Genomic DNA, 21070 nt, shown 5'->3' on the forward strand with positions numbered 1-21070 from the left:
TGAAGAATCTGGTTTTCCTTCACGACCAGATGCTTCGCTAAGCTCAGCCTGACACCGACCGCTACACTTCACTTCGGCATCATCACGGATTATGCATTCATATTCCAGTAAACTAACTTCCCTTTTTCCATCTTTCGTTTTTCACCCCATTTTCTCCTTGACAACTCCTACAAATACCTTAATATTACTCAAAAATTTTGAAGCAGATCTCAACTAAGATAGATATATGGAAAAATATCAGAAAACCATCAAGAAACCAGCCACTTACACCGGCGTGGGACTACATACCGGAAACAAAACCACTGTGACCTTTAAGCCTGCTCCGGTTAATCACTGGATCAGCTTTGTCCGCAAGGATCTGCCTGATTCTCCGGAAATTCCGGCTGACATTGAACACGTGGTCGATATGACCAGGGGAACCACACTGGGCAAAGGAAATGTAAAAGTCTACACGGTGGAGCACGTCCTGGCCGCAGTAGTGGGACTGGAAATTGACAATCTGACAATCGAGTTAGATAACGATGAGCCTCCAGTAGGAGACGGCAGTTCACTCCCCTTTGTCCAGGCACTGAACTCAGCTGGCATACAGGAACAGGATGTTCCGAAAAATTTCATCCAGGTTGATACTCCCTTGATCCACTCTGATAAGGAAAGAGGAGTTGATATAGCCGCCTTCCCGGCGGATGATTTACGAATTACCTTTATGATTGATTATCGCAACCCTGCTTTGGGTACCCAGTATACTTCCCTGATTTCCCTGAAAGATGAGTTCGTCAAGGAGTTTGCCCCGGCCAGGACCTTTTGTTTTCTGCACGAGTTGGAGATGCTCAAAGAAAAAGGGTTGATCAAAGGCGGGGGATTAGAAAGCTCCATAGTGATCTGTGATAATGATATGGGTCAGGAGGACCTGGAAAAGCTTAAGGCACTGTTTGGTTTGAAAGATAAGGTTTTCGTGGGCAAAACCGGCATCCTGAATGACGTTCCCCTGAGATTTTATAACGAGCCTGCCAGGCATAAGGCTTTAGACCTTTTAGGTGATCTCTCCCTGATCGGCGTTCCATTAAAAGCCCATATCTTGGCTGCCAGATCAGGCCATGCAGCTAATGTGGCTTTAGTCAAGAAACTGCACCAGCTTTATGAGAAGAAACTTATAGCCAGCAAATATCAGGAGAAAATAAAGAAAGGGGATTATCTTTTAGATGCCAGGGCTATCCAGAAAATAATGCCTCACCGTTATCCCTTCCTCCTGGTGGACAGGGTCATAGATTTAATCCCCAAGGAAAGAGTGGTGGCAATCAAGAACGTTACCCTGAATGAGCCTTTTTTTGCGGGACATTTTCCGGATCATCCTATTATGCCTGGGGTGTTGATAATCGAGGCGATGGCTCAGGCAGGTGGAATCCTTTTATTGAACACAGTTGATAACCCGGAAGAAAAAGTGGTCTACTTTATGGGAATGGATGAGGTTAGGTTCAGAAAGCCGGTCCTACCTGGGGACCAGTTGCGTTTTGAGCTGGATATGATTCAATATAGAAAAGGAGGAGCCTGTAAGATGCAGGGAAAAGCCTTCTTAGGCGAGGATCTGGCAGCAGAGGCAATCCTTTTAGCAACCATAATGGATAAATAGCCTTTAAGCTTAACCCTTCTTCCTTTTTTCATCTCTAATGAATATTCATCCAACCGCTATAGTCGACCCTAAAGCCGAATTAGGCAAAAATATCTCCATTGGTCCTTATACCATAATCAATGAAGGCGTCCGGATCGGGGATAATGTGCAGATAGGCTCTAATGTTCTGATCGACTCAGGCGCGATTATAGGAAGAAACTGCAAGATTCATCACGGCGCTGTTTTAGGGACCCCGCCTCAGGATTTGAAATTTGGAGGAGAAAAAACTATTCTGGAGATTGGTGAAAATACCGTGATCCGGGAATATGCCACCATAAATCGCGGGACCAGACATCGGGGTAAGGTCACTGTTGGCTCTAATTGTTTCATAATGATGTATGCTCACATAGCTCACGACTGCATAATCGGAAACAATGTTATCTTAGCTAACTCGGTCAATTTAGCAGGTCACGTGGAGGTTGAGGATTACGCCATCATCGGCGGAGTGGTTCCGGTTCACCAGTTCACCCGAATCGGAGCCCACTCCATCATCGGGGGAGGGTTCCGGGTTCCCAAGGACGTTCCTCCTTATATCTTAGCTGGAGGGTATCCTTTACGCTATATAGGACTAAATATCATCGGTCTAAAAAGGAGAAATTTCTCCGCAGATACCATTCTGGCTTTGAAGAAAGCTTGCAGGATCCTGTTTCAATCACAGTATAATACAACCCAGGCAGTAGAGAAAATCAAATCCGAAATCGAGCCTCTTCCTGAGATAAAACACCTCTTGGAATTTATTGAAAAAAGCGAAAGAGGAATTATAAAATAACCATGTAGGAGCGGGGTTTCCCCGCCCCTTAGGTTTTTTTTATATCTGCTTTCGGTTGGTCTCCAGACCAATTGAGGGCTTTGGTAGGGGCAATTCATGAATTGCCCCTACACTGAAAATTCAACTTCATCGAAGCCATTTTAGAATCACCTGTTCATTCTCCTCCATACAAAATTTTTACAAAACTTCTTGACAATCGGGATCTCTTTGTTTATAAATAGATAAGTTGAACACCATTTAAACTTATATCAAAAGGAGGTTATATGAACAAATTTATATTTATTTTGTTTGTTCTCATCCTGTTTCTCCCATCTTTTGCTACAGCTGAAAACTCTTCCCCTACACCCGTAACCGCAGTAAACGTTCATCTTCTCGGCCCTGAAAAAATAGGCAACCTTATGCCTGTTCCTGTTCCGGTCAATAATCCGCAAACCAGTATGAAGATTCTCCTTGGTAAACAGCTTTATTTCGATGCCCGCTTATCTGCAAACAATACCATAAGTTGTGCCTCCTGTCATAATCCGGCTATGGGCTGGTCAGATGAAGGACCTACCAGCGTGGGGCATGAGGGAAAAAGGGGCGGAAGAAGAGCACCTCCTGTCTCCAATGCAGCTTATGCCCCGCTTCAGTTCTGGGATGGCAGAGCACCTACTTTAGAAGAACAGGCAAAAGGACCAATCGAGAATCCGGTGGAGATGGCAAATACTCATACTGCTATGGTCAGAACATTAAACGACGTTCCCGGATATGTTGAGGAGTTCAAGAAAGTGTTCGGAACAACTCCCATCACGGTTGACCAGGTAGCAGAGGCAATTGCCGCTTTTGAGCGCACAGTCGTGACCACAGACTCTCCTTTTGACCGTTTTGTAAGAGGAGACAGAAATGCTCTTACCGCGCAGGAGAAAGAGGGGCTGGAAATTTTTAATGGAAAAGGGCATTGTACTGCCTGTCACTGGGGAGGCTATTTGAGCGATGGAAGATTTCACAACCTCGGAGTAAAACCAACTGACCCTCAAAAACCGGACGATGGAAGGTATGTTATAACCAACAATCCTGAAGATAAGGGCGCATTCAAGACCCCGACTGTAAGGGATGCGGCACTCCGTGCTCCATACATGCATAACGGCTCCGAAAAGACCTTAGAGGCAGTAGTGGAATTTTACAACCGAGGCGGCGGAAATGACCCGAACCTTGACCCCCTGATAGTCCCGCTTGGGCTTTCTAAAGAAGAGGTCAAGGCACTGGTTGCCTTTATGAAACGGGCAATGGTCAGCACTAACCCCGAAGTGGCGGATGTAAAACCGATACCATCAAATGAGCTACCTAAATGAAGGAGGGTGATATGAAAAAGTTCTGCTTGAGCATAACCATTTTAATCGGATTGTTTTTTATCCTCCCTGAGAAGGGTCATTCAATCCCAGCCTTTGCCAGGAAGTATGGTTTTAACTGTAATATGTGCCATACCTCCTTCACCAAGTTAAACGACTTCGGTCAAATATATAGAGACAATGGCTATCAGATACCAGGCCAGCAGGGATTGGAGAAGAACGTGTTTGAAATAGCACCACCTGTATCCATCCGGACTTCAACTGGATCATCAATTTATCACACGGATGACCGCACCACCTTCGGTGCCAATATCTATGGGTTTGATTTCCTTTCAGCCGGAGTTCTGCATAAGAACGTTTCGTTCCTCTTAATCTACAAACCCAGAGTGGATGAACCAGCAGCAGATTTCACCGGTCCTGGTCTTTATGGGTGGAAAGGAAGGAATCCCTCTCAACTAGGCTCTCTGGAATCGGTCAATATCGTCTTCAGCAATCTCATCAGGGACAAATTAAGTGTAAGAATAGGTCGATTCGAACCAGCGTATCAAGCGTTCAGCTCCAAACGCTCCTTTTATTTTTTCGAGCCTTATGAGGTCTATGCTTTCACGACTCCGGTGAATACCTTTACTTTCGAGGATAATCAAATAGGCCTGGAGATGACAGGTCATCTGAGAACTGGTTTCAAATATGCGTTGGGTGCCATAAATGGCACCGGAGCAAATCCAGATAACAACACCTATAAAGATTATTATATCAATCTTCTTCAGGTTCTTGGTAAAGGTGAAGGTCAGAGTGCTGGTCAGAGGATAGGGGCGTTTGGCTACTTAGGGTATATGCCTGTGTCAGGGCCACCTTCTTTCATTTCTCCGACAGGCGAAACTGACGGGTACCGGAATCAGCCTTTCTACAGATTTGGGGGAGATTTAAGCCTGAACTGGAAGACGCTCAACCTCCAAGCTTTCTTCTTGGCTGGAATAGATGACAAGGCTTTGAATTATCTGCACGACCGTACGAAGGATTACAAATACACCGGCGGGTTAGCCCAGCTTGATTGTGCTGCTTTGTTCAACAACCGGTTTATTGCTTCGGTATTATACAACTGGGTTACGCCACCCTCTTATGATGATGACAGAACAATCAACGCTTATTCAGCCCTGGTGCGATATTATCTTGGTGACTGGACCGCGGTGAACGTGGCTTTGCATGCGGAGTTCACTCACAAACGTACAGGGAAAACTGACCCGTTGAAGGAAAACCTGTTCTCCTTGCTGGTCGATTTTGATTTCTGACAAGTAGGGGCACGGCGTGCCGTCCCCCTACAAAATTCGTAGACCCATCTTGCCCTCAAGATGGGTCTTGTTTTTTTGTAGCGGAAGGCCGTCAAGTTCTTGTCCACAGGATCCTGGCGAAGACTTCAGCCTTCCATTTCTTTATTGTAGTTGCCCAATTTATTGGGCAAAGCTCGATAAATCGAGCAACTACAATTTCGTAGATGGTAGACTCACGCTGCCCTCAACATTGGTCTGGTCATAAGTTCTTGAGAAATGAAAGGTGGATCAGGCATTCTTGCCTGACTAAAGGAACAGGCAGGATGCCTGTTCCACCAATCCTGTGAAGCTGAGGACTTTTAGCTTTCGACTTTTTAAAGGGATGGAAACCTAAGGTCTCCGCCACTACCTGAAAGTTAATTGACTAATCCACATAGATTTGTTATATATTAGCAACTTGTGATGAAGACATCGTCCGTCATTGCGAGGAGTTCCGCTTCTGGCGGAACGACGAAGCAATCCCTATACAATAAGCAGATTGCTTCGCTCCCTACGGGAGCTCGCAATGACGGATGATCTATAGTTTTCCTTTTTGAGGAATAGAGATGCCAAAGATAAAGGTCGGAGTCATCGGAGTAGGTCATCTTGGCGAGCATCACGCCCGGATATATTCTGAACTTCCCCAGGCTGAGCTTGTGGGGATATTTGACCTGGACTTAGAAAAAGCCAAAAGCAAGGCAGAAAAATACAAGACCACAAGTTTTGATGATTTGAATCAGCTTCTTGAAAAAATGGATGCAGCCAGCCTGGTGGTTCCCACTTCCTCCCATTATGAGGTCGCCGGAAAAATCTTGGATAGAAATATCCACCTCTTAATCGAGAAACCGATCACCGAAACAGTTGAACAGGCTGAAGAGCTTATCCGGATAGCCGAAAAGAAAAAACTAACCCTGCAGGTGGGACACATCGAGAGGTTCAACCCGGCACTACGGGCCATAGAGAATATCAGGCTGGAGCCAAAATTCATCGAGTCCCATCGTCTGTCTTCGTTCAAAGAAAGAGGAACTGATGTGGCGGTCATTCTGGATTTGATGATTCATGATCTGGATTTAGTCCTTTATCTGGTTAAAGATAAAATAAAATCCGTGGAAGCTTCCGGGGTGTCAGTTATCGCGGAGACTGAGGATATCGCCAATGCGCGGATAACTTTTGAAAAAGGATGCGTGGCTAATATCACTGCCAGCCGCATCTCAGCCCGGCCTATGCGTAAGCTGAGGATATTTCAGAAAAACGCCTATCTTTCCCTGGATTTTTTAGAGAAATCCGCGGAGATTTATAAATTAGTCGAAGTCCCCAGAGCAGAATTACCCATCCAGAAAACTTTGGTTGGAGAAATCCCCATAGAGAAGCTCGGAAAAACCATAGTTTATGAAAAACTGGAGACTAAAAAAGAGGATATGCTAACCTCTGAGCTTTCCTCTTTTCTTCGGGCAGTAGCTGAAAAAACTCCTCCTCTGGTCACGGGCGAACAGGCAAAACAGGCTTTAGAATTAGCTCTGCTCATCAGGGAAAAAGCAGCTCTTCATCTCCAGAGCACAAGATGAAGAAAAAGGTCTTGATAATAGCTGGCGAGCCTTCTGGAGACCTACATGGGGCTGGCATGGTAAGGGAACTTAAGAGAATAAATCCGGACATAGAATACTCCGGAGTCGGAGGAACCAAGTTAAACCAGGAAGGAATGAACCTCTTATTCAGTATAGAAAAACTTTCTTTTATGGGATTTTACGAGGTTTTGAAAAATCTAAAAGTCATCCGGGAGCTCAAAAAAAAACTGCTTGATTTTATAGACCGGGACAAGCCTGATTTAGCGATACTGATAGATTATCCCGGCTTCAACCTACGCTTTGCCAAGGAGATCAAAAAGAGGGAGATTCCAATCCTGTATTATATCAGCCCACAGGTCTGGGCCTGGGGGGGAAAAAGGATTGAAACCATAAAAAAATTAGTTGACAGAATGGTGGTCTTCTTCCCTTTTGAGGAGAAGCTGTACAAAGATGCAGACGTTGAGGTAGATTTGATAGGTCATCCTCTTTTAGACCTGGTCAAGCCTTCTCTTTCAAAAGAGGAATTTCAGAGAAAATTAAAGCTGACTGGCAAAGAAACTCTTGTCGGGCTGCTACCTGGCTCAAGATGGCAGGAGATTGAGAAGGTATTGCCAGTGATGGTACGGGCCTGCCTTATCTTGAAAAAAAGATTTCCAGACTTGAAAATCGCCATTGGTTTGGCACCTAATATTAACCAGGAAAGGTTGCAGATTTTCTTGAAGAAGATGAACTTAGAAGCAATTATCCTGGAAGATTTGACTTATGACCTGATGTGCTATTCAGACCTTCTATTAGCCACCTCAGGCACGGCTACCTTAGAATCTGCAATCTCCGGCACGCCTTTGATTGTCTTGTATAAAACCAGTCTTTTCACTTATCTTTTAGCAAAAACTCTGGTAAAAATACCTAATATCGGGATGGTAAACATTGTGGCTGAAAAAAAAATAGTTCCGGAGTTTATACAATCTGAAGCTAAACCTGAGAGAATCGCACGAGAGATGGAAAGGATTTTGACGGACGAGGGTGAATATGAAAGGATAAAAAACGACCTAACCAGAGTCAGAGATAAATTAGGCGAAAAAGGAGCATACCATAGAGGAGCACAGATTGTGAACCAGATGTTGTCATAGGTTTTCCTATGAGTTTAAAAGAAAAATTTTATATATTTTTAATCTCGCTTTTAGGATCCGCTCTTATTTTACTTTTAGGGAAAAGTTTGAAAATAGAATGGGTCGGGGTTGAAAATCTTAATGAGATCCGGGAGAGAAAAGGAAAAGTCCTTTATGCCTTCTGGCATGGACGAATGCTGATCTTAGCCTATACTCACCGGGGACAGAAAAACCAGGTATTGTCAAGCCGGCATCGGGATGGACAGATAAGCGCCCACATCATCCAGAGGCTTGGCTTCGGAACAGTATGGGGGTCAACTACTCACGGAGGAGTTGAGGCTCTCTTGCAGATGGCTAACAAGGTCAGGGAAGGGTATGACATAGCTATCACTCCGGACGGTCCCAAAGGACCGGCTTTCAAAGCTCAGCCCGGTGCGGTTTTCGTTGCTCGGAAAAGCGGAGTTCCCATAATCCCTATTACCAACTCGGCCCGGAGAAGATGGACCCTCAAAAGCTGGGATGGGTTTATCATCCCCAAACCGTTCTCCAGGGCAGTGATCTTCATCGGGAAGCCGATCTACGTTCCGGCAGAACTGTCGAAGGAAGAGCTCGATTTGAAAAGCAAGGAACTGGAAGAAAACCTGAACCTGCTGACCGAAGAAGCAGACAACTATTTGAAGGAATAGGATGTATTTCGCTTACAGTCTCTTATACTCCATAGCTTTTATTCTGCTTTTCCCTTATCTTTTCTTAAGGGGATTATTCGGACGGCATGGCATTTTAGAGCGCCTGGGGAAAATCCGCATACCTGAAAAAATATCCTCTCCCCTGCTCTGGTTTCACGCGGCTTCAGTCGGTGAGATCAAAGCCCTATCTACGATCCTGCCCAGGCTGAAAAGCTTGAGGCCTGATTTCTCCATAGCCGTTTCAGTGGTTACCAAAACCGGCAAAAAAGAGGCTTCAGGAACCCTTTCCCATGTGGATTTGATTTTCTATTTTCCCCTGGATTTTCCTTTTATCTGGAGAAGGGTATTCAGGAAACTAAATCCCTCGTTTCTGGCCTTAGTGGAAACCGAGTTCTGGCCCAACCTTATCCGGGAAGCCAGGAATTACGGTTGCAAACTCTGTCTGATCAATGGCCGCCTTTCCAAAACATCTTTCAAAAGATACCGCAGGATAAAAAGCTTCAGCAGTTTGGTTTTATCTAAGTTTGACCTTTTCTGTATGCAGTCCTTAGAAGATGCTGAAAAGCTCTGGAATTTAGGAGCAGACAAAAGCAAAACCGAGATTGTGGGGAATCTGAAGTTCGACCGTGCGCTATTGGGTATCAATGGATTGAATAAGACTGCTTTGCGCAGAAGGCTTGGTCTTTCAAAAGATGATCGGCTGATAATAGCAGGGAGCACGCACCAGGAGGAGGAAAGGATGGTTCTCTCCGTTTTCAAAAGGCTGAAGCAAGAACAAACATGTCTGGTTCTCCTCTTAGCCCCCAGGCATCTTTCTCGCCTGAGTGAAATTCAGGAACTCCTCTCAGAGCTAACGCTAAAATATGTTAAGAAAAGCGCACCTAAAAAAGGTCAAGGGGCTGAAGTAATTCTTCTGGATACTATGGGTGAGCTGGAAAACCTTTACAGCATCAGCGAAATAGCTTTTGTCGGAGGAAGTTTAGTTCCCACTGGTGGTCATAACATACTGGAGCCGGCAAGCTATGGGATACCTGTGCTGTTCGGTCCTTACATCGACAATTTCAAGCCTTCTTCTGACCTGCTCTTGAAATTCGAAGGCGGAATAATGGTAAAAGACCAGGAGGAGCTTTATCAGAAAATGTCAGAGCTTTTGGAAGACGATGCCCTGCGCAAAAAGATTGGGGAAAATGGGAAACAGGCGCTCCTTTCACAGACCGGAACGTCTGATAAAACCGTGCAGCTCCTCTTAAAGCTTCTATCCGGAGATGAAAAAAAATAGACTTTTCCATTACTGGGAGAAAGAAGATAAGAGGAGCATCATCTCCTTTTTCTTGCGATTCCTTTCGCTTCTATACCTTACAGGATACCTAATCCGGAAATCTCTTTACGGCCTGGGGTTAATAAAGCCAAAAAAGTTAAGCGCAAAGGTCATAAGTGTCGGTAACATCACTGTTGGAGGCTCTGGAAAAACACCTTTTGTCCTCTACCTAGCAAAAAAGCTTCAAGAGAAAGGAATAATTTTTACCATCTTAACCAGAGGATACAAAAGGTTATCAAAAGAAACTTTGGAACTAAAAAAAAGTGACTCTTTGCATATGAAATGGGAACAGGCTGGTGACGAACCTTATCTTTTAAGCAACCATCTGCCTGGAGTCCCGATAATTGTTGACAAGGACAGATTTCATTCTGGAACAATAGCTCAGGATAAATATAAAGCTGATTTTTTGCTCTTGGATGATGGTTTCCAACACTGGAGATTGAAACGAGATCTGGATATCGTGATGATCGATTCCTCAATTGATCTGAAAAAAGAAAAACTGTTGCCCGCTGGCAGGCTCAGAGAGCCTCTATCCTCTCTCAATAGAGCAAACCTCTTCGTTCTCACCAGAGTCGATCAATCTGAACACAGGGATAAAGTGAAGAAGTTATTGCAGAAATACAACCCCCAGGCTCCGATTGTAGAAAGTATCCTGCAGACAAGTTCAATCCAGAACTGGAAAGACAAAACTGAAATCAGCCTAATCCAGTTCAACGGGAAGAAAGGTTTAGCTTTCTGCGGCATCGGAAACCCTTTTTCCTTTGAGAGGACCTTGAAATCTCTGGGTCTGGAGATTTTGAATGCTTTTTTCTTTTTAGACCATTATATTTACACCCGAAAAGACCTTTTATTACTGCAAGAGGAAGCAAGAAAATCAGGAGCTGAATACCTTATCACTACTGAAAAAGATTCGATAAGGCTTCCGGATACAGGCGAATTGACTATCCCTCTGCTGGTGGTAAAAGTAGAATTAAAAATAATCTCCGGAGAAGAAAAGCTCTGGGAGGTATTGAATATTTAAAAGTTGACATGCGGGGAAGTTTGTAATAAAATAAGGTCAAAGATAAAAGGAAAAATAATTCAATAGGAACTTTTAAGATGCAGCATAAAGAGGACTTGACGTATTCAGAAGCGATTGAGCAAGTAATGTTACATAATGGATATTTTGCACCATTAAAATTGCTTTACAAAGAAATCTGGAAGTATAAAGACCAATCAAAAATTGTTGGAAAGACACCGCATATGACAATACAAGAAAGAGTTCAGAGAGATGCAAGATTTACAAGAATTGGACTTGGAGTATATGCACTTGCCAAATTTCTTGATAAATTACCAAAAATAACTTTACCAAAAACCGAATCCGAGAAGAAAGAACGACTACATGCAAGAATTCAAGGAATGCTTATTGAAATTGGTAATAACAGAAATGAAGTCGAAAACACTTATACAAATGATAAGAAATGGATTTTTGATAATAAGACTTTGGGAAGTTTAGCAACCCTTGCAGAAGTCCCGCCTTTTACTTTCGAAAACATTATAAATGAAACTGTTCGTTTCTTTGACGTAATTTGGTTCAATCGTAGAAATTTTCCAATTCAGATTTTTGAAATAGAACGTTCTACTAATTTTAGAGATGCCCTTGTAAAGTTTATGGAGTTACAAGATTTCAGAACTACATTCTGTTGTATTTCAAATGAAGATAAAAAACAAAAGTTTCAAAGGGAATTAAGTAAAACTGCTTTTGAGGCATTAAGAAATATATGTAAATTCTTTTCTTATGACCAAGTTGAAAGTGATTATAAAATAGCATTGAGTGAAACATATTTGTGATGATAATTGATGGCTATGAAATAACTGCTTTTACCAATCTGAGCGAAGAAATTTGCACAAAGATTCTTGACATTGTACAAAGAGAATTTGGCGAAATTGGAGATTTCTTAATTCAGGATGATGAAGTCGGTTTTCGAGTCTACAGAGGTTATTTTGAAAACGCACCTAAACTGATTACAGCAGAGGAAATAAAATTAAAATTGATTGAAAAATCCGATTACCATTTCGCGCTTGGTTATGAAATTTATATAAGGAATGTAAAGGATTAAGCTGCTTTTTCTTGCATAAAAAACATTCAAAAGTAATTTCAGCAGTTGAATGGAAAGCCATTGGAAAAAGCCTGGTGTAAATTATCCAAATTCAAAGATATATTGAGTATGAGTTGCAAAACGATAATTTGAAGTTCGATGAAATAAAATACTAATAATCTACAAGCCTTTAAGAATCAGATGTTTCACTCCGCACAAACAGACATAGTAGACTTTTTGATCATCGGCTCAGGCATAGCTGGACTTTCCTATGCTTTGAAGGTCTCAGAGTTAGGAAGCGTTGCCATAATCACCAAGAAAAAGGACTCAGAATCTAACACCAATTATGCCCAGGGAGGGATTGCTGCGGTTTTATCGCCGGATGATTCTTTTGAGCTTCATATTCAGGACACTCTGAAGGCTGGAGACGGGATTTGTAATCCAGAAGTGGTCAAGAAAGTGGTACAAGCAGGTCCTTTGGAAGTGCAGGAGCTCCTTAATATCGGTGTGAATTTCTCCAAAACGAAAGACCAGTTTGACCTGGGAAGAGAGGGCGGGCATTCACGCAAGCGGGTGGCTCATGCGGCTGACCTGACCGGAAGAGAGATCGAAACTGCACTTATCCAGTCTGTAAAGACCAGAAAAAACATAAAAATCTATGAAGACCACATAGCTGTTGACTTAATCACCCAACATCATCTCAAAGATTACCGGAGAAAACCGGGAGATAGAATAATATGCTGGGGGGCTTATGTGCTGGATGTGAAAAAAGGGAGAGTGGATAAATTACTGAGCCGGATTACCCTTTTAGCTACAGGAGGTGCCGGCAGGATCTACCAGCATACCACTAACCCGGATATTGCCACAGGGGATGGCCTTGCTATGGCTTACCGTGCAGGCGCCCGGGTGGCAAATTTAGAATTCATCCAGTTCCATCCCACTTCTTTATTTCATCCTAAAGGCGACTCTTTTCTCATTTCCGAGACGGTTCGGGGAGAAGGAGGAAAATTGAAATTGAAGTCCGGAAAAACCTTTATGGAGAGCTACCATCCTCAAAAAGAGCTTGCTCCCAGGGACGTGGTTGCCAGGGCAATAGATGCGGAGCTTAAGAAAAGCGGAGACTCCTGCGTATATCTGGACATCACTCATCTGGACAAGGAATTCATCCTGCGAAGATTCCCCAATATCTTTGGCCGCTGCCTGGCTCTGGGGATAGACATTACCAGGGACTGGATACCGGTAGTTCCGGCAGCCCATTATATGTGTGGAGGAGTCGTCACCAATCTGGATGCGGAAACTGACATTGACAACCTCTATGCCTGCGGTGAAGTGGCGATGACCGGAATGCACGGTGCCAACCGGCTGGCATCCAATTCCCTGCTGGAAGCAGTTGCTTTTGCGAATTTTGCCGCTGAAGCCTCAAGAAGGAAATTTGAATCTGACAGGAGTTTTGATTTTCCCCGGATACCTGAATGGAGCACCAAAGGAGTTTTTGACCAGAAGGAATGGGTGATAATCTCCCATGCCAGGCAGGAGATACAGTCTTTTATGTGGAATTTGGTGGGTATTGTCAGATCAAACAGCCGTCTGGAGATGGCTAAAGCGAGGATCGACATTCTGCTTGAGGAGATAACCGAATTCTATCATAAAAATCCAGTGACCTATGAGGTCATAGAGTTGAGAAACATCTCTCAGGTGGCAGAGCTTGTCATCCGCTCCGCTCTTTTGCGTAAAGAAAGCAGAGGCTTGCATTATAATCAGGATTACCCGAAAAAGGATGACCAGAACTGGAAAAAGGATACGGTTCTCCTTGAAGTTGAATCTGAGGAGTAAAAGGAGTTGATCTGAATGCTAAAAAAAGAAGAGACCATCGTCATTCTCGATTTCGGGTCACAGTACACCCAGCTTATTGCCCGGCGAGTCAGGGAAAGCAAAGTCTATTGTGAGATTTTACCTTTTAACGCCAATCCTGATTCGTTCAATGATAAAAATCTCAAAGGGATAATCCTTTCCGGCGGACCATCCAGCGTCTTTGATGAAGGAGCTCCAGTCTGCGATATAAAAGTATTTGAATTGAATGTCCCGATCTTAGGCATCTGCTATGGACTTCAGCTACTGGCATATCTATTTGGTGGGAAAGTGGAGAAAAGTAAAAGCCGGGAGTACGGAAAAGCAATAATCAGAATCGAGGAGCATAAAGACCTTTTCAAAGGTTTCAAAAAAAAGCTGCAGGTCTGGATGAGCCATGGGGATTTCGTATCTAAACTTCCTAAAGGATATAGAAAATTAGCCTCATCTGAGAATATCCCTTTTGCCGCAGTTAAAAATCCAAAAAAGAAAATCTTCGGTGTGCAGTTCCATCCTGAAGTTGCTCATACCCAGAACGGAATAAGGATAATTCAAAATTTCCTCTATGACATCTGTGAATGTCACGGCGAATGGACCCCCAAATCGTTTATCCAATCAACGGTAAAAGAGATAAAAGTAAAAGTCGGAAATGAAAAAGTCGTCCTGGGATTAAGCGGAGGAGTTGATTCCTCTGTTTGTGCGCTCCTGGTGAATAAAGCACTTGGAAAACAGCTCAACTGTATCTTCGTGGATAATGGCCTGTTGAGAAAAAACGAAGCCCAGCAGGTTAAGGAGGCTTTTAAAGATTTTGATATGAACATAATCTTCGTGGATGCTTCGGAGAAGTTCCTATCACGCTTAAAAGAAGTAATCGACCCGGAAGAGAAAAGAAGAATCATCGGCAGGATATTTATTGAAGTTTTTGAAGAGGAAGCCAATAAGATAGGTGAGGTGAGATTTTTAACCCAGGGTACTTTATATCCGGACGTGATCGAATCAACTTCTTTTAAAGGACCTTCTGCTACCATCAAGAGTCATCATAATGTTGGAGGTCTGCCTGCAGAGATGAATTTAAAATTGATTGAACCCTTAAGAGAGCTGTTCAAAGACGAGGTGCGCAGAATCGGAAAGGAGCTAAAACTGCCGGATAATATTATTGGAAGGCACCCCTTCCCTGGTCCCGGCTTAGCCGTGAGGATTTTAGGCGAGATCACCAGAGAAAGGTTAGATATTCTGAGAGAAGCGGACGACATTTTTATTCAGGAGCTAAAAAGCTCAAAACATTACCAAAAAGTCTGGCAGGCTTTCTGCGTTCTTTTGCCAGTCCAGTCAGTTGGGGTGATGGGGGATGAAAGAACTTACGAGAATGTCGTTGCCTTAAGAGCTGTTACCAGCTTAGACGGGATGACTGCAGACTGGGCACATCTCCCTTATGATTTAATAGGAAAAATCTCCAATCGAATAATTAACGAGGTCAAGGGAATAAACCGAGTAGTCTACGACGTCAGCTCCAAACCCCCAGCCACAATCGAGTGGGAATAATCAGTAGAGACGCATCGCATGCGTCTCTACCCAGCAGTTCGCCTTTTTCCCTGTCTACTGTCTGCTGTCTACTGTCTACTTTTTTAGTTTTTTTAGCCTTTCCTTCGCATCTGCAACTTCTGGAATCCCCGGGTCAGCATTCTTCCAGATATCCAGAAACTCCTCATATTTCTCAATCGCTTTGTTGTTCCAGCCCGATTTCTCATAAGCCAAACCCAGAAGATAATAAGCTTTCACTGCTTCTGTACGCCATACCCTGTCATTATCATATCTCGAAAGTGCCTTTTCTAATTCAGCTACTGCTTCGTCCAGTCTGCCTATCTTTAAGTAAATTTCCGCAAGATGAGTACGCCTGTAAAAAGATGGGGTCGGGGCATCTTTCTCTGCCTTTTCAAAATAATCTATTGCCGTCTTAATGTTTCCTTTAGCCTGTTCAATGTCACCTAAGGTCCACCAATAAATATACATCAGGGTTGGATTCTTTTGCTCAATATCCTTTTTGAAAGCCCGGGTGAGTTCTTCAGCTTCACTGATTTTTCCACTCTTTGCCAGAAGACTGGCATAATAATCCTTCCCATTGTCCGGGTCGTTAGGTGTTACCTTTTTAAGAATTTCTATGCCAATTTCTGCTTCTTTTAGTGCTAAACTCCACTTTTTCTTATCCTCATAGATTGATGCCTTCATGAGATGTTTATATGCATTCGCCTCTTCCTCAACCTGTTCCATTCTGTCTGCTGCAATACCATCGTCTAAAGTCCTAAGGGCTTCTTCGAGCTTTCCCTGGTATAGGGGAATCAAAGCTAAGCAGAGCCTGCCTCCTGACCTGTAAACCTTCTCGTTGCTGGAAGAAAGTGCCTCATAACAGCTTTCCGCATGAGCATAATCCCTTTTGAAAAGATACATATCCCCCAGTTTGAACCGAGACATATAGAAGTCCGGTTTTATCTCTAAAGCTTTTTTGTAAGATTCAATTGCCTGGTCGAGCTTACCATTCCAGGCATATAAATCAGCTCTTGAATCGTAGGGATTAGGTTCATCCGGGGCTAATTCTATATACTTATTTATAGCCCAGATGGATTTATCAAAATCCCCGATTTCATTGTAAGCATAGGCAAGGGCATTATATGCAACCTTATAGAGAGGATCTATCTGAATGGCTTTGTTAAGGTAATAAATTGCCTCTTTGAACTCGTGGAGCTTATCAGCATACATGTAAGCCCCTAAAATATAAAATGCCTCTTTTTCGTCGGGATAGCGTTCCACGATCTTTTGTAGTTCTTTAATCGACTCACTGTAATTCAGTGATACATACGCGGCCCAGGATTTTATTTGATATTTTTCCTTCTGACTGGCTTTGTCCGAATATTTCACTGCTTTAGCCGTTAATCTTTTCTTCTCCTCACCCCTTTTTGAGGAAGCCAACCTGTAATATGCCATCGCAAACGTGGAATCATATTCCAGAGCTTTCATAAAACTTTTCTCCGCCTCTGTAAAGTAATATTTATTAAAGTTATCCATCCCCTCCAGATAGTAACGATATGCCTGCTGTGAATGAGTGGTAACATCTGCTACTGGTTTTTCCAGTTCTTTTTTCGCCTGTTCCGGCAAAGTTAAAGCATTTGCTATCTGTGCACTTAACTTGTCAACAACTGAGAATAGGTCCTCACCTGCTGCGCTGCTGACCTGTTTGGTAGCTAACAGCTTACCACTTGTGGCCTCGGATATCTCCGAGATCAAAACCATATTCGGTTTAGTCTGAAGTACCGTTCCGGTCACAATCCATTTCACCCCCGCTTTTCTTGCAACCTCTGAGGCAACGGTTTTATCTATTACATTCAAATTCTCTTTGCCTAAAAGCTTTAAAATGTCATATAATCTTTGACTGCTCACCACTTGCAGATATTGAGGTGATTCAGAGAGACCTGCTATCAATAGATGGGTAATCATCCGTGCAATTTTATCTTTGTCCTCAGGATCTTTCAAATTTTCAAAATACATTATGGCTAAGGAGTTCTCTTTGGCTACTGCACCTTTTTCCGGACCAATCTCAAATTTGAAAGGTCTGAGAATTAAGAAAAGTAAAACTAAGATAAAAACAACTGATGCAGGAATTGCAATCGGAAGAAATCTCCTTTTAGGCTTGGGTACTGTTACCTCTTTAGGAATCTGTCCAGTTTTCAGATATTCCAGAGTCTTCTTTTCGTGCCTCAAATCTGCTAATAAATCATCAATATGCTGGTATCTTTCCTCTTTATCTTTTGCCAGTGCTTTGAAAACTGTCCGCTCCAACTCTGATGAAACTTTATTGTTATATCTGGCTACTTGCTGGGGCTCTTCGTTGATTATAGAATAAACAATAGCAGCTTGATGTTCTCCTCCAAAAGGAAGTTTCCCGGTCAAAAGCTCATATAAAACCACTCCAAAAGAGAATATATCACTTCTGGAATCTACTTCCTCGCCTTGAGCTTGTTCTGGCGACATATAGGCAAGGGTACCTATGGTTGAACGAGTCTTGGTTAGCTTGGTGGCTCCTTTCAGTTTAGCTAAACCAAAGTCCATTATCTTAACCTGTCCCTCTTTGGTAACCATTATATTGTCTGATTTTATATCCCGATGAACTATCTCCTTCTTGTGAGCGGCGGTTAAACCTTCACAGATCTGAATTCCGATGTCTAAAACCTTTTTTATAGAAAGGGGCTCTTTTTCGATTATCTGCTTTAAAGTCTTACCCTCGCAGTATTCCATCACTATAAACATCTGCCCCTCAAATTCATCAATCTCGTGGATGGTAGTGATGTTAGGATGATTCAGGGCAGAAGCAGACTGCGCCTCGTGGATAAAACGTTCTTTTTCTTCTCCACTTTCAGAAATGTGAGGAGGCAGAAATTTCAAAGCCACGGTGCGTTTGAGCTTAGTGTCCTCTGCTTTGTACACCACGCCCATCCCACCTTCGCCAAGCTTTTCTAAAATCTTGTAATGAGAAATTATTCTGCCGATCATTTTTTTTACCCTATATACTGTCTACTGCCTACTGTTTGCTTTCAGTTTCTTCAGTCTTTCCTTTGCATCCGCAATTTCCGGTATCCCAGGGTCAGCATTTTTCCAGATATCCAGAAACTGCTCATATTGCTCAATTGCTTTTTTAGTCCAGCCTGATTTCTCATAAGCCAAGCCTAAAAGATAATATGCTTTCACTGCCCTGGAAGACCATACTCTGTCATCATCATATCTTGAAAGTGCTTTTTCTAATTGAGATACTGCCTCGTCCAGTCTGCCTTTATTCAAGTAAATTTCTGCCAGATGACAACGGAGATCAAAAGACGGAGTTGGTGAGTCCTTATACGCCCTTTCTAAATAGCTCAATGCCATGTTTGTGTCCCTTTTGATTAACTCAATGTCGCCCAATGTCCACCAGTAAGAAAACATCAGCTTTGGATTCTTCTCCTCAATATCCTTTTTTAAAGCCTTTGCTAATTCCTCAGCTTCAGCGATTTTTCCACTCTTAGTGAGAAGAAAAGCGTAACCATCCCTCCCATATATTGGATCATCAGGTTTGGCTTTTTTGTATATTTCCATGCCTATCTCTGCTTCCTTTAACGCTAAACCCATCTTTTTCTGCCTTTCACAGAGAAGAAATGCCTTATCGAAATGTTTATAGGCGTTCAATTCTGATTCAAACTGTTCCATTCTGTCTGCGGCAATGCCATCGTCCAGAACCTTGAGGGCATCTTCAAATTTCCCCTGATAAAAAGGAATATGTTTTAAGTATAACCTTCCCATCGACCTGTAGAACTTTTCACTGCTGGATGAGAGTGCCTGAAAACAGCTTTCCGCTTTAGCATAATCCTTCTTGAAAACATACATATCCCCCAGTTTCCAGCGAGATAGATAAAAATCTGGTTTTTTCTCTAAAGCTTTTTTGTAAGATTCAATTGCCTGGTCGAGTTTTCCGTTCCGGGCATAAAGGTCACCTCTGGTATCATAGGGATTAGGTTCATCCGGGGCTAATTCTATATACTTGTTTATAGCCCAGATGGATTTATCAAAATCCCCCATTGCATCGTAGGCATAGGCAAGAAGATTGTAAACCATCTTGTAGAGAGGGTCTATCTGGATGGCTTTGTTAAGGTAATGAATTGCTTCTTCGGACTGGTGTAGATTGCGATAATAAATATGCCCTAAGGTAAAAAATGCCTGTTTTTCATCAGGATAACTTTCCACTATCTTTTTTAGTACCTTTATAGCTTGAGGATAATCACCTGTTACATATGCCTCAAAGCCTTCAATATAGAGTTTCTCCTTGTGGGTTATCTTATCTGTGTATTTTGCAGCTTTGGTAATAGACTCTCTTGCTGCCCGAGTATCGCCTTCATAGTTTTTAGTCACTGCCAGCCAATAATAAGCCATAGCAAAGGTAGAATCAAGTTCCAGAGCTTTATTGAAACTTCTCTCTGCCTCTGCAAAGTAAAGTTTATAACAGTAATCAGTGCCTTCGAGATAGTAACGATATGCTTCTTGGGAATGGGTGGTAACCTTAGCTACTGATGGTTCCTTCTCCTGCTGGGCTGAGACAGGAAGCGAGAAATCTTTTTTTAATGCTACGGTTAGTTTATCAACCAAAGAAAAGATGTCTTGTTCCTTCTCTCCGGTGATTCGCTGGGATGCTTTTATTTCACCGGTTCCGACATCAACTAACTGGGTCGTTATTTCGATTCTTGGCTTAACTTGAAGTATACTCCCCAGAAGCATCCACTTAACCCCGGCTTTTGTAGCAACCTGGGTTGCCATATTCTTATCTATCCTTTTCTCTCCTTCCCTGCCTAAAAGCTTGAGGATATCATACAATCTCTGGCTGGATACTACCTTGAGATATTGTGACTCCGATAAACCAGTGATAAGCAGGTTAGTAACAATTTCGCCAAGCTTTTGCTTGTCCTCCGGATCAACCAGATTGTCAAAATACATCACTGCCAGGGAGTTCTCCTTAGCTATTGCCCCTTTTTCCGGAGCTATTTCAAATTTGAAAGGTTTAAGAATCAAGAAAAGTAAAACCAGGATGACCACAACTGAGGCAGGAATTGCAATCGGAAGAACTTTCCTTTTAGGCTTGGGAAGAATAACCTCTTTAGGAATCTGTCCGGTCTTCAGATAATCCAAGCTCTTTCTTTCCCTTCTTAAATCTGCCAGAAGATCATCTATGTGCTGGTACCTCTCATCTTTTTCTTTTACCAATGCCTTGTAAACCATGTCTTCTAATTTAGCTGAGACCTGATTGTTGAAACGGGCTATTGGTTGTGGCTCCTCGTTGATTATTGAGTAGATAACAGCGGCTTGATGCTCTCCAGCAAAAGGAAGCTTACCGGTCAAAAGCTCATATAAGACCACTCCAAAAGAGAAAATATCGCTTCTCTGGTCAACTTCCTCACCTTGTGCTTGCTCTGGTGACATATAGGCAAGAGTCCCTAAGGTCGAGCGGGTCTTGGTAAGCTTGGTAGCTCCCTTTAGTTTTGCCAGTCCAAAGTCCATTATCTTAACCTGACCGCTAGGAGTAAGCATTATGTTGTCTGATTTGATATCCCTATGCACTATACCCTTCTCATGAGCCATCGCCAGACCTTCGCATATCTGTATCCCGATATCTAAAACCTTCTTTATAGAAAGAGCTTCTTTCTCAATCGCCTGCTTTAAAGTCTTACCTTCTACATATTCCATCACTATAAACATCTGCCCTTCAAACTCATCTATCTCATAAATGGTGGTGATATTGGTATGATTCAAAGCTGATGCGGCTTTGGCTTCGTGGATGAATCTTTCTTTCTCCTCAAACTCAGAGGTCAGGTGAGGTGGCAAAAAC

General features: G+C 42.8%; 15 protein-coding genes. 13 read left to right on the top strand and 2 right to left on the bottom strand.

Going from position 1 to position 21070, the window contains the following annotated elements; all coding sequences use genetic code 11:
• The first annotated feature begins 226 nt into the window (after nucleotides 1-226).
• The 13 genes from MUP17_12550 to guaA all read left to right on the top strand — a co-directional run bounded on the left by MUP17_12550 (nucleotide 227) and on the right by guaA (nucleotide 15216).
• A complete protein-coding gene (locus MUP17_12550) occupies nucleotides 227-1627 on the top strand; it encodes a bifunctional UDP-3-O-[3-hydroxymyristoyl] N-acetylglucosamine deacetylase/3-hydroxyacyl-ACP dehydratase (protein ID MCJ7459801.1) in 1401 nt (466 codons plus the stop codon).
• A 37-nt stretch (nucleotides 1628-1664) separates the two neighbouring features.
• Nucleotides 1665-2435, top strand: a complete 771-nt coding sequence (gene lpxA / locus MUP17_12555) for an acyl-ACP--UDP-N-acetylglucosamine O-acyltransferase (GenBank protein ID MCJ7459802.1) — start codon at nucleotides 1665-1667, stop codon at nucleotides 2433-2435.
• Between the two features lie 263 nt (nucleotides 2436-2698).
• On the top strand, nucleotides 2699-3766 hold the full coding sequence (locus MUP17_12560; GenBank protein MCJ7459803.1) for a cytochrome-c peroxidase: 1068 nt from the start codon (nucleotides 2699-2701) through the stop codon (nucleotides 3764-3766).
• Between the two features lie 11 nt (nucleotides 3767-3777).
• Nucleotides 3778-5052, top strand: coding sequence for a hypothetical protein (locus tag MUP17_12565; protein MCJ7459804.1), 1275 nt, complete (start codon nucleotides 3778-3780; stop codon nucleotides 5050-5052).
• A 584-nt stretch (nucleotides 5053-5636) separates the two neighbouring features.
• Nucleotides 5637-6635: a Gfo/Idh/MocA family oxidoreductase gene (locus tag MUP17_12570; GenBank protein MCJ7459805.1), complete on the top strand. Its 999-nt coding sequence runs from the start codon at nucleotides 5637-5639 to the stop codon at nucleotides 6633-6635.
• Complete coding sequence (gene lpxB, locus MUP17_12575; GenBank protein MCJ7459806.1) at nucleotides 6632-7765, top strand: lipid-A-disaccharide synthase; 1134 nt, start codon at nucleotides 6632-6634, stop codon at nucleotides 7763-7765. The genes MUP17_12570 and lpxB overlap by 4 nt, the downstream gene beginning before the upstream one ends.
• Before the next feature lie 8 nt (nucleotides 7766-7773).
• On the top strand, nucleotides 7774-8430 hold the full coding sequence (locus MUP17_12580; protein ID MCJ7459807.1) for a lysophospholipid acyltransferase family protein: 657 nt from the start codon (nucleotides 7774-7776) through the stop codon (nucleotides 8428-8430).
• A gap of 1 nt (nucleotide 8431) precedes the next feature.
• Nucleotides 8432-9709, top strand: a complete 1278-nt coding sequence (locus tag MUP17_12585) for a 3-deoxy-D-manno-octulosonic acid transferase (protein ID MCJ7459808.1) — start codon at nucleotides 8432-8434, stop codon at nucleotides 9707-9709.
• Nucleotides 9696-10769, top strand: a complete 1074-nt coding sequence (lpxK, locus tag MUP17_12590; GenBank protein ID MCJ7459809.1) for a tetraacyldisaccharide 4'-kinase — start codon at nucleotides 9696-9698, stop codon at nucleotides 10767-10769. Before MUP17_12585 ends, lpxK begins: the two co-directional genes overlap by 14 nt.
• A 77-nt stretch (nucleotides 10770-10846) precedes the next feature.
• Entirely contained in the window at nucleotides 10847-11578 is a 732-nt protein-coding gene (locus MUP17_12595; protein MCJ7459810.1) for a hypothetical protein, read from the top strand.
• Nucleotides 11578-11847 (top strand): hypothetical protein, encoded by a 270-nt coding sequence (locus MUP17_12600; protein ID MCJ7459811.1) that lies wholly within the window; start codon nucleotides 11578-11580, stop codon nucleotides 11845-11847. The genes MUP17_12595 and MUP17_12600 overlap by 1 nt, the downstream gene beginning before the upstream one ends.
• 180 nt (nucleotides 11848-12027) lie before the next feature.
• Entirely contained in the window at nucleotides 12028-13659 is a 1632-nt protein-coding gene (gene nadB / locus MUP17_12605; protein ID MCJ7459812.1) for an L-aspartate oxidase, read from the top strand.
• Nucleotides 13660-13674: 15 nt separating this feature from the next.
• Complete coding sequence (gene guaA, locus MUP17_12610; protein MCJ7459813.1) at nucleotides 13675-15216, top strand: glutamine-hydrolyzing GMP synthase; 1542 nt, start codon at nucleotides 13675-13677, stop codon at nucleotides 15214-15216.
• A 75-nt stretch (nucleotides 15217-15291) separates the two neighbouring features.
• Here guaA and MUP17_12615 read toward each other — a convergent pair whose 3' ends face one another.
• A complete protein-coding gene (locus MUP17_12615) occupies nucleotides 15292-18216 on the bottom strand; it encodes a protein kinase (protein MCJ7459814.1) in 2925 nt (974 codons plus the stop codon).
• Between the two features lie 21 nt (nucleotides 18217-18237).
• The coding region (locus MUP17_12620; protein MCJ7459815.1) for a protein kinase at nucleotides 18238-21070 on the bottom strand (2833 nt) is incomplete at its 5' end.

This window comes from Candidatus Zixiibacteriota bacterium, assembly GCA_022865345.1.
Lineage (GTDB): Bacteria > Zixibacteria > MSB-5A5 > MSB-5A5 > RBG-16-43-9 > RBG-16-43-9.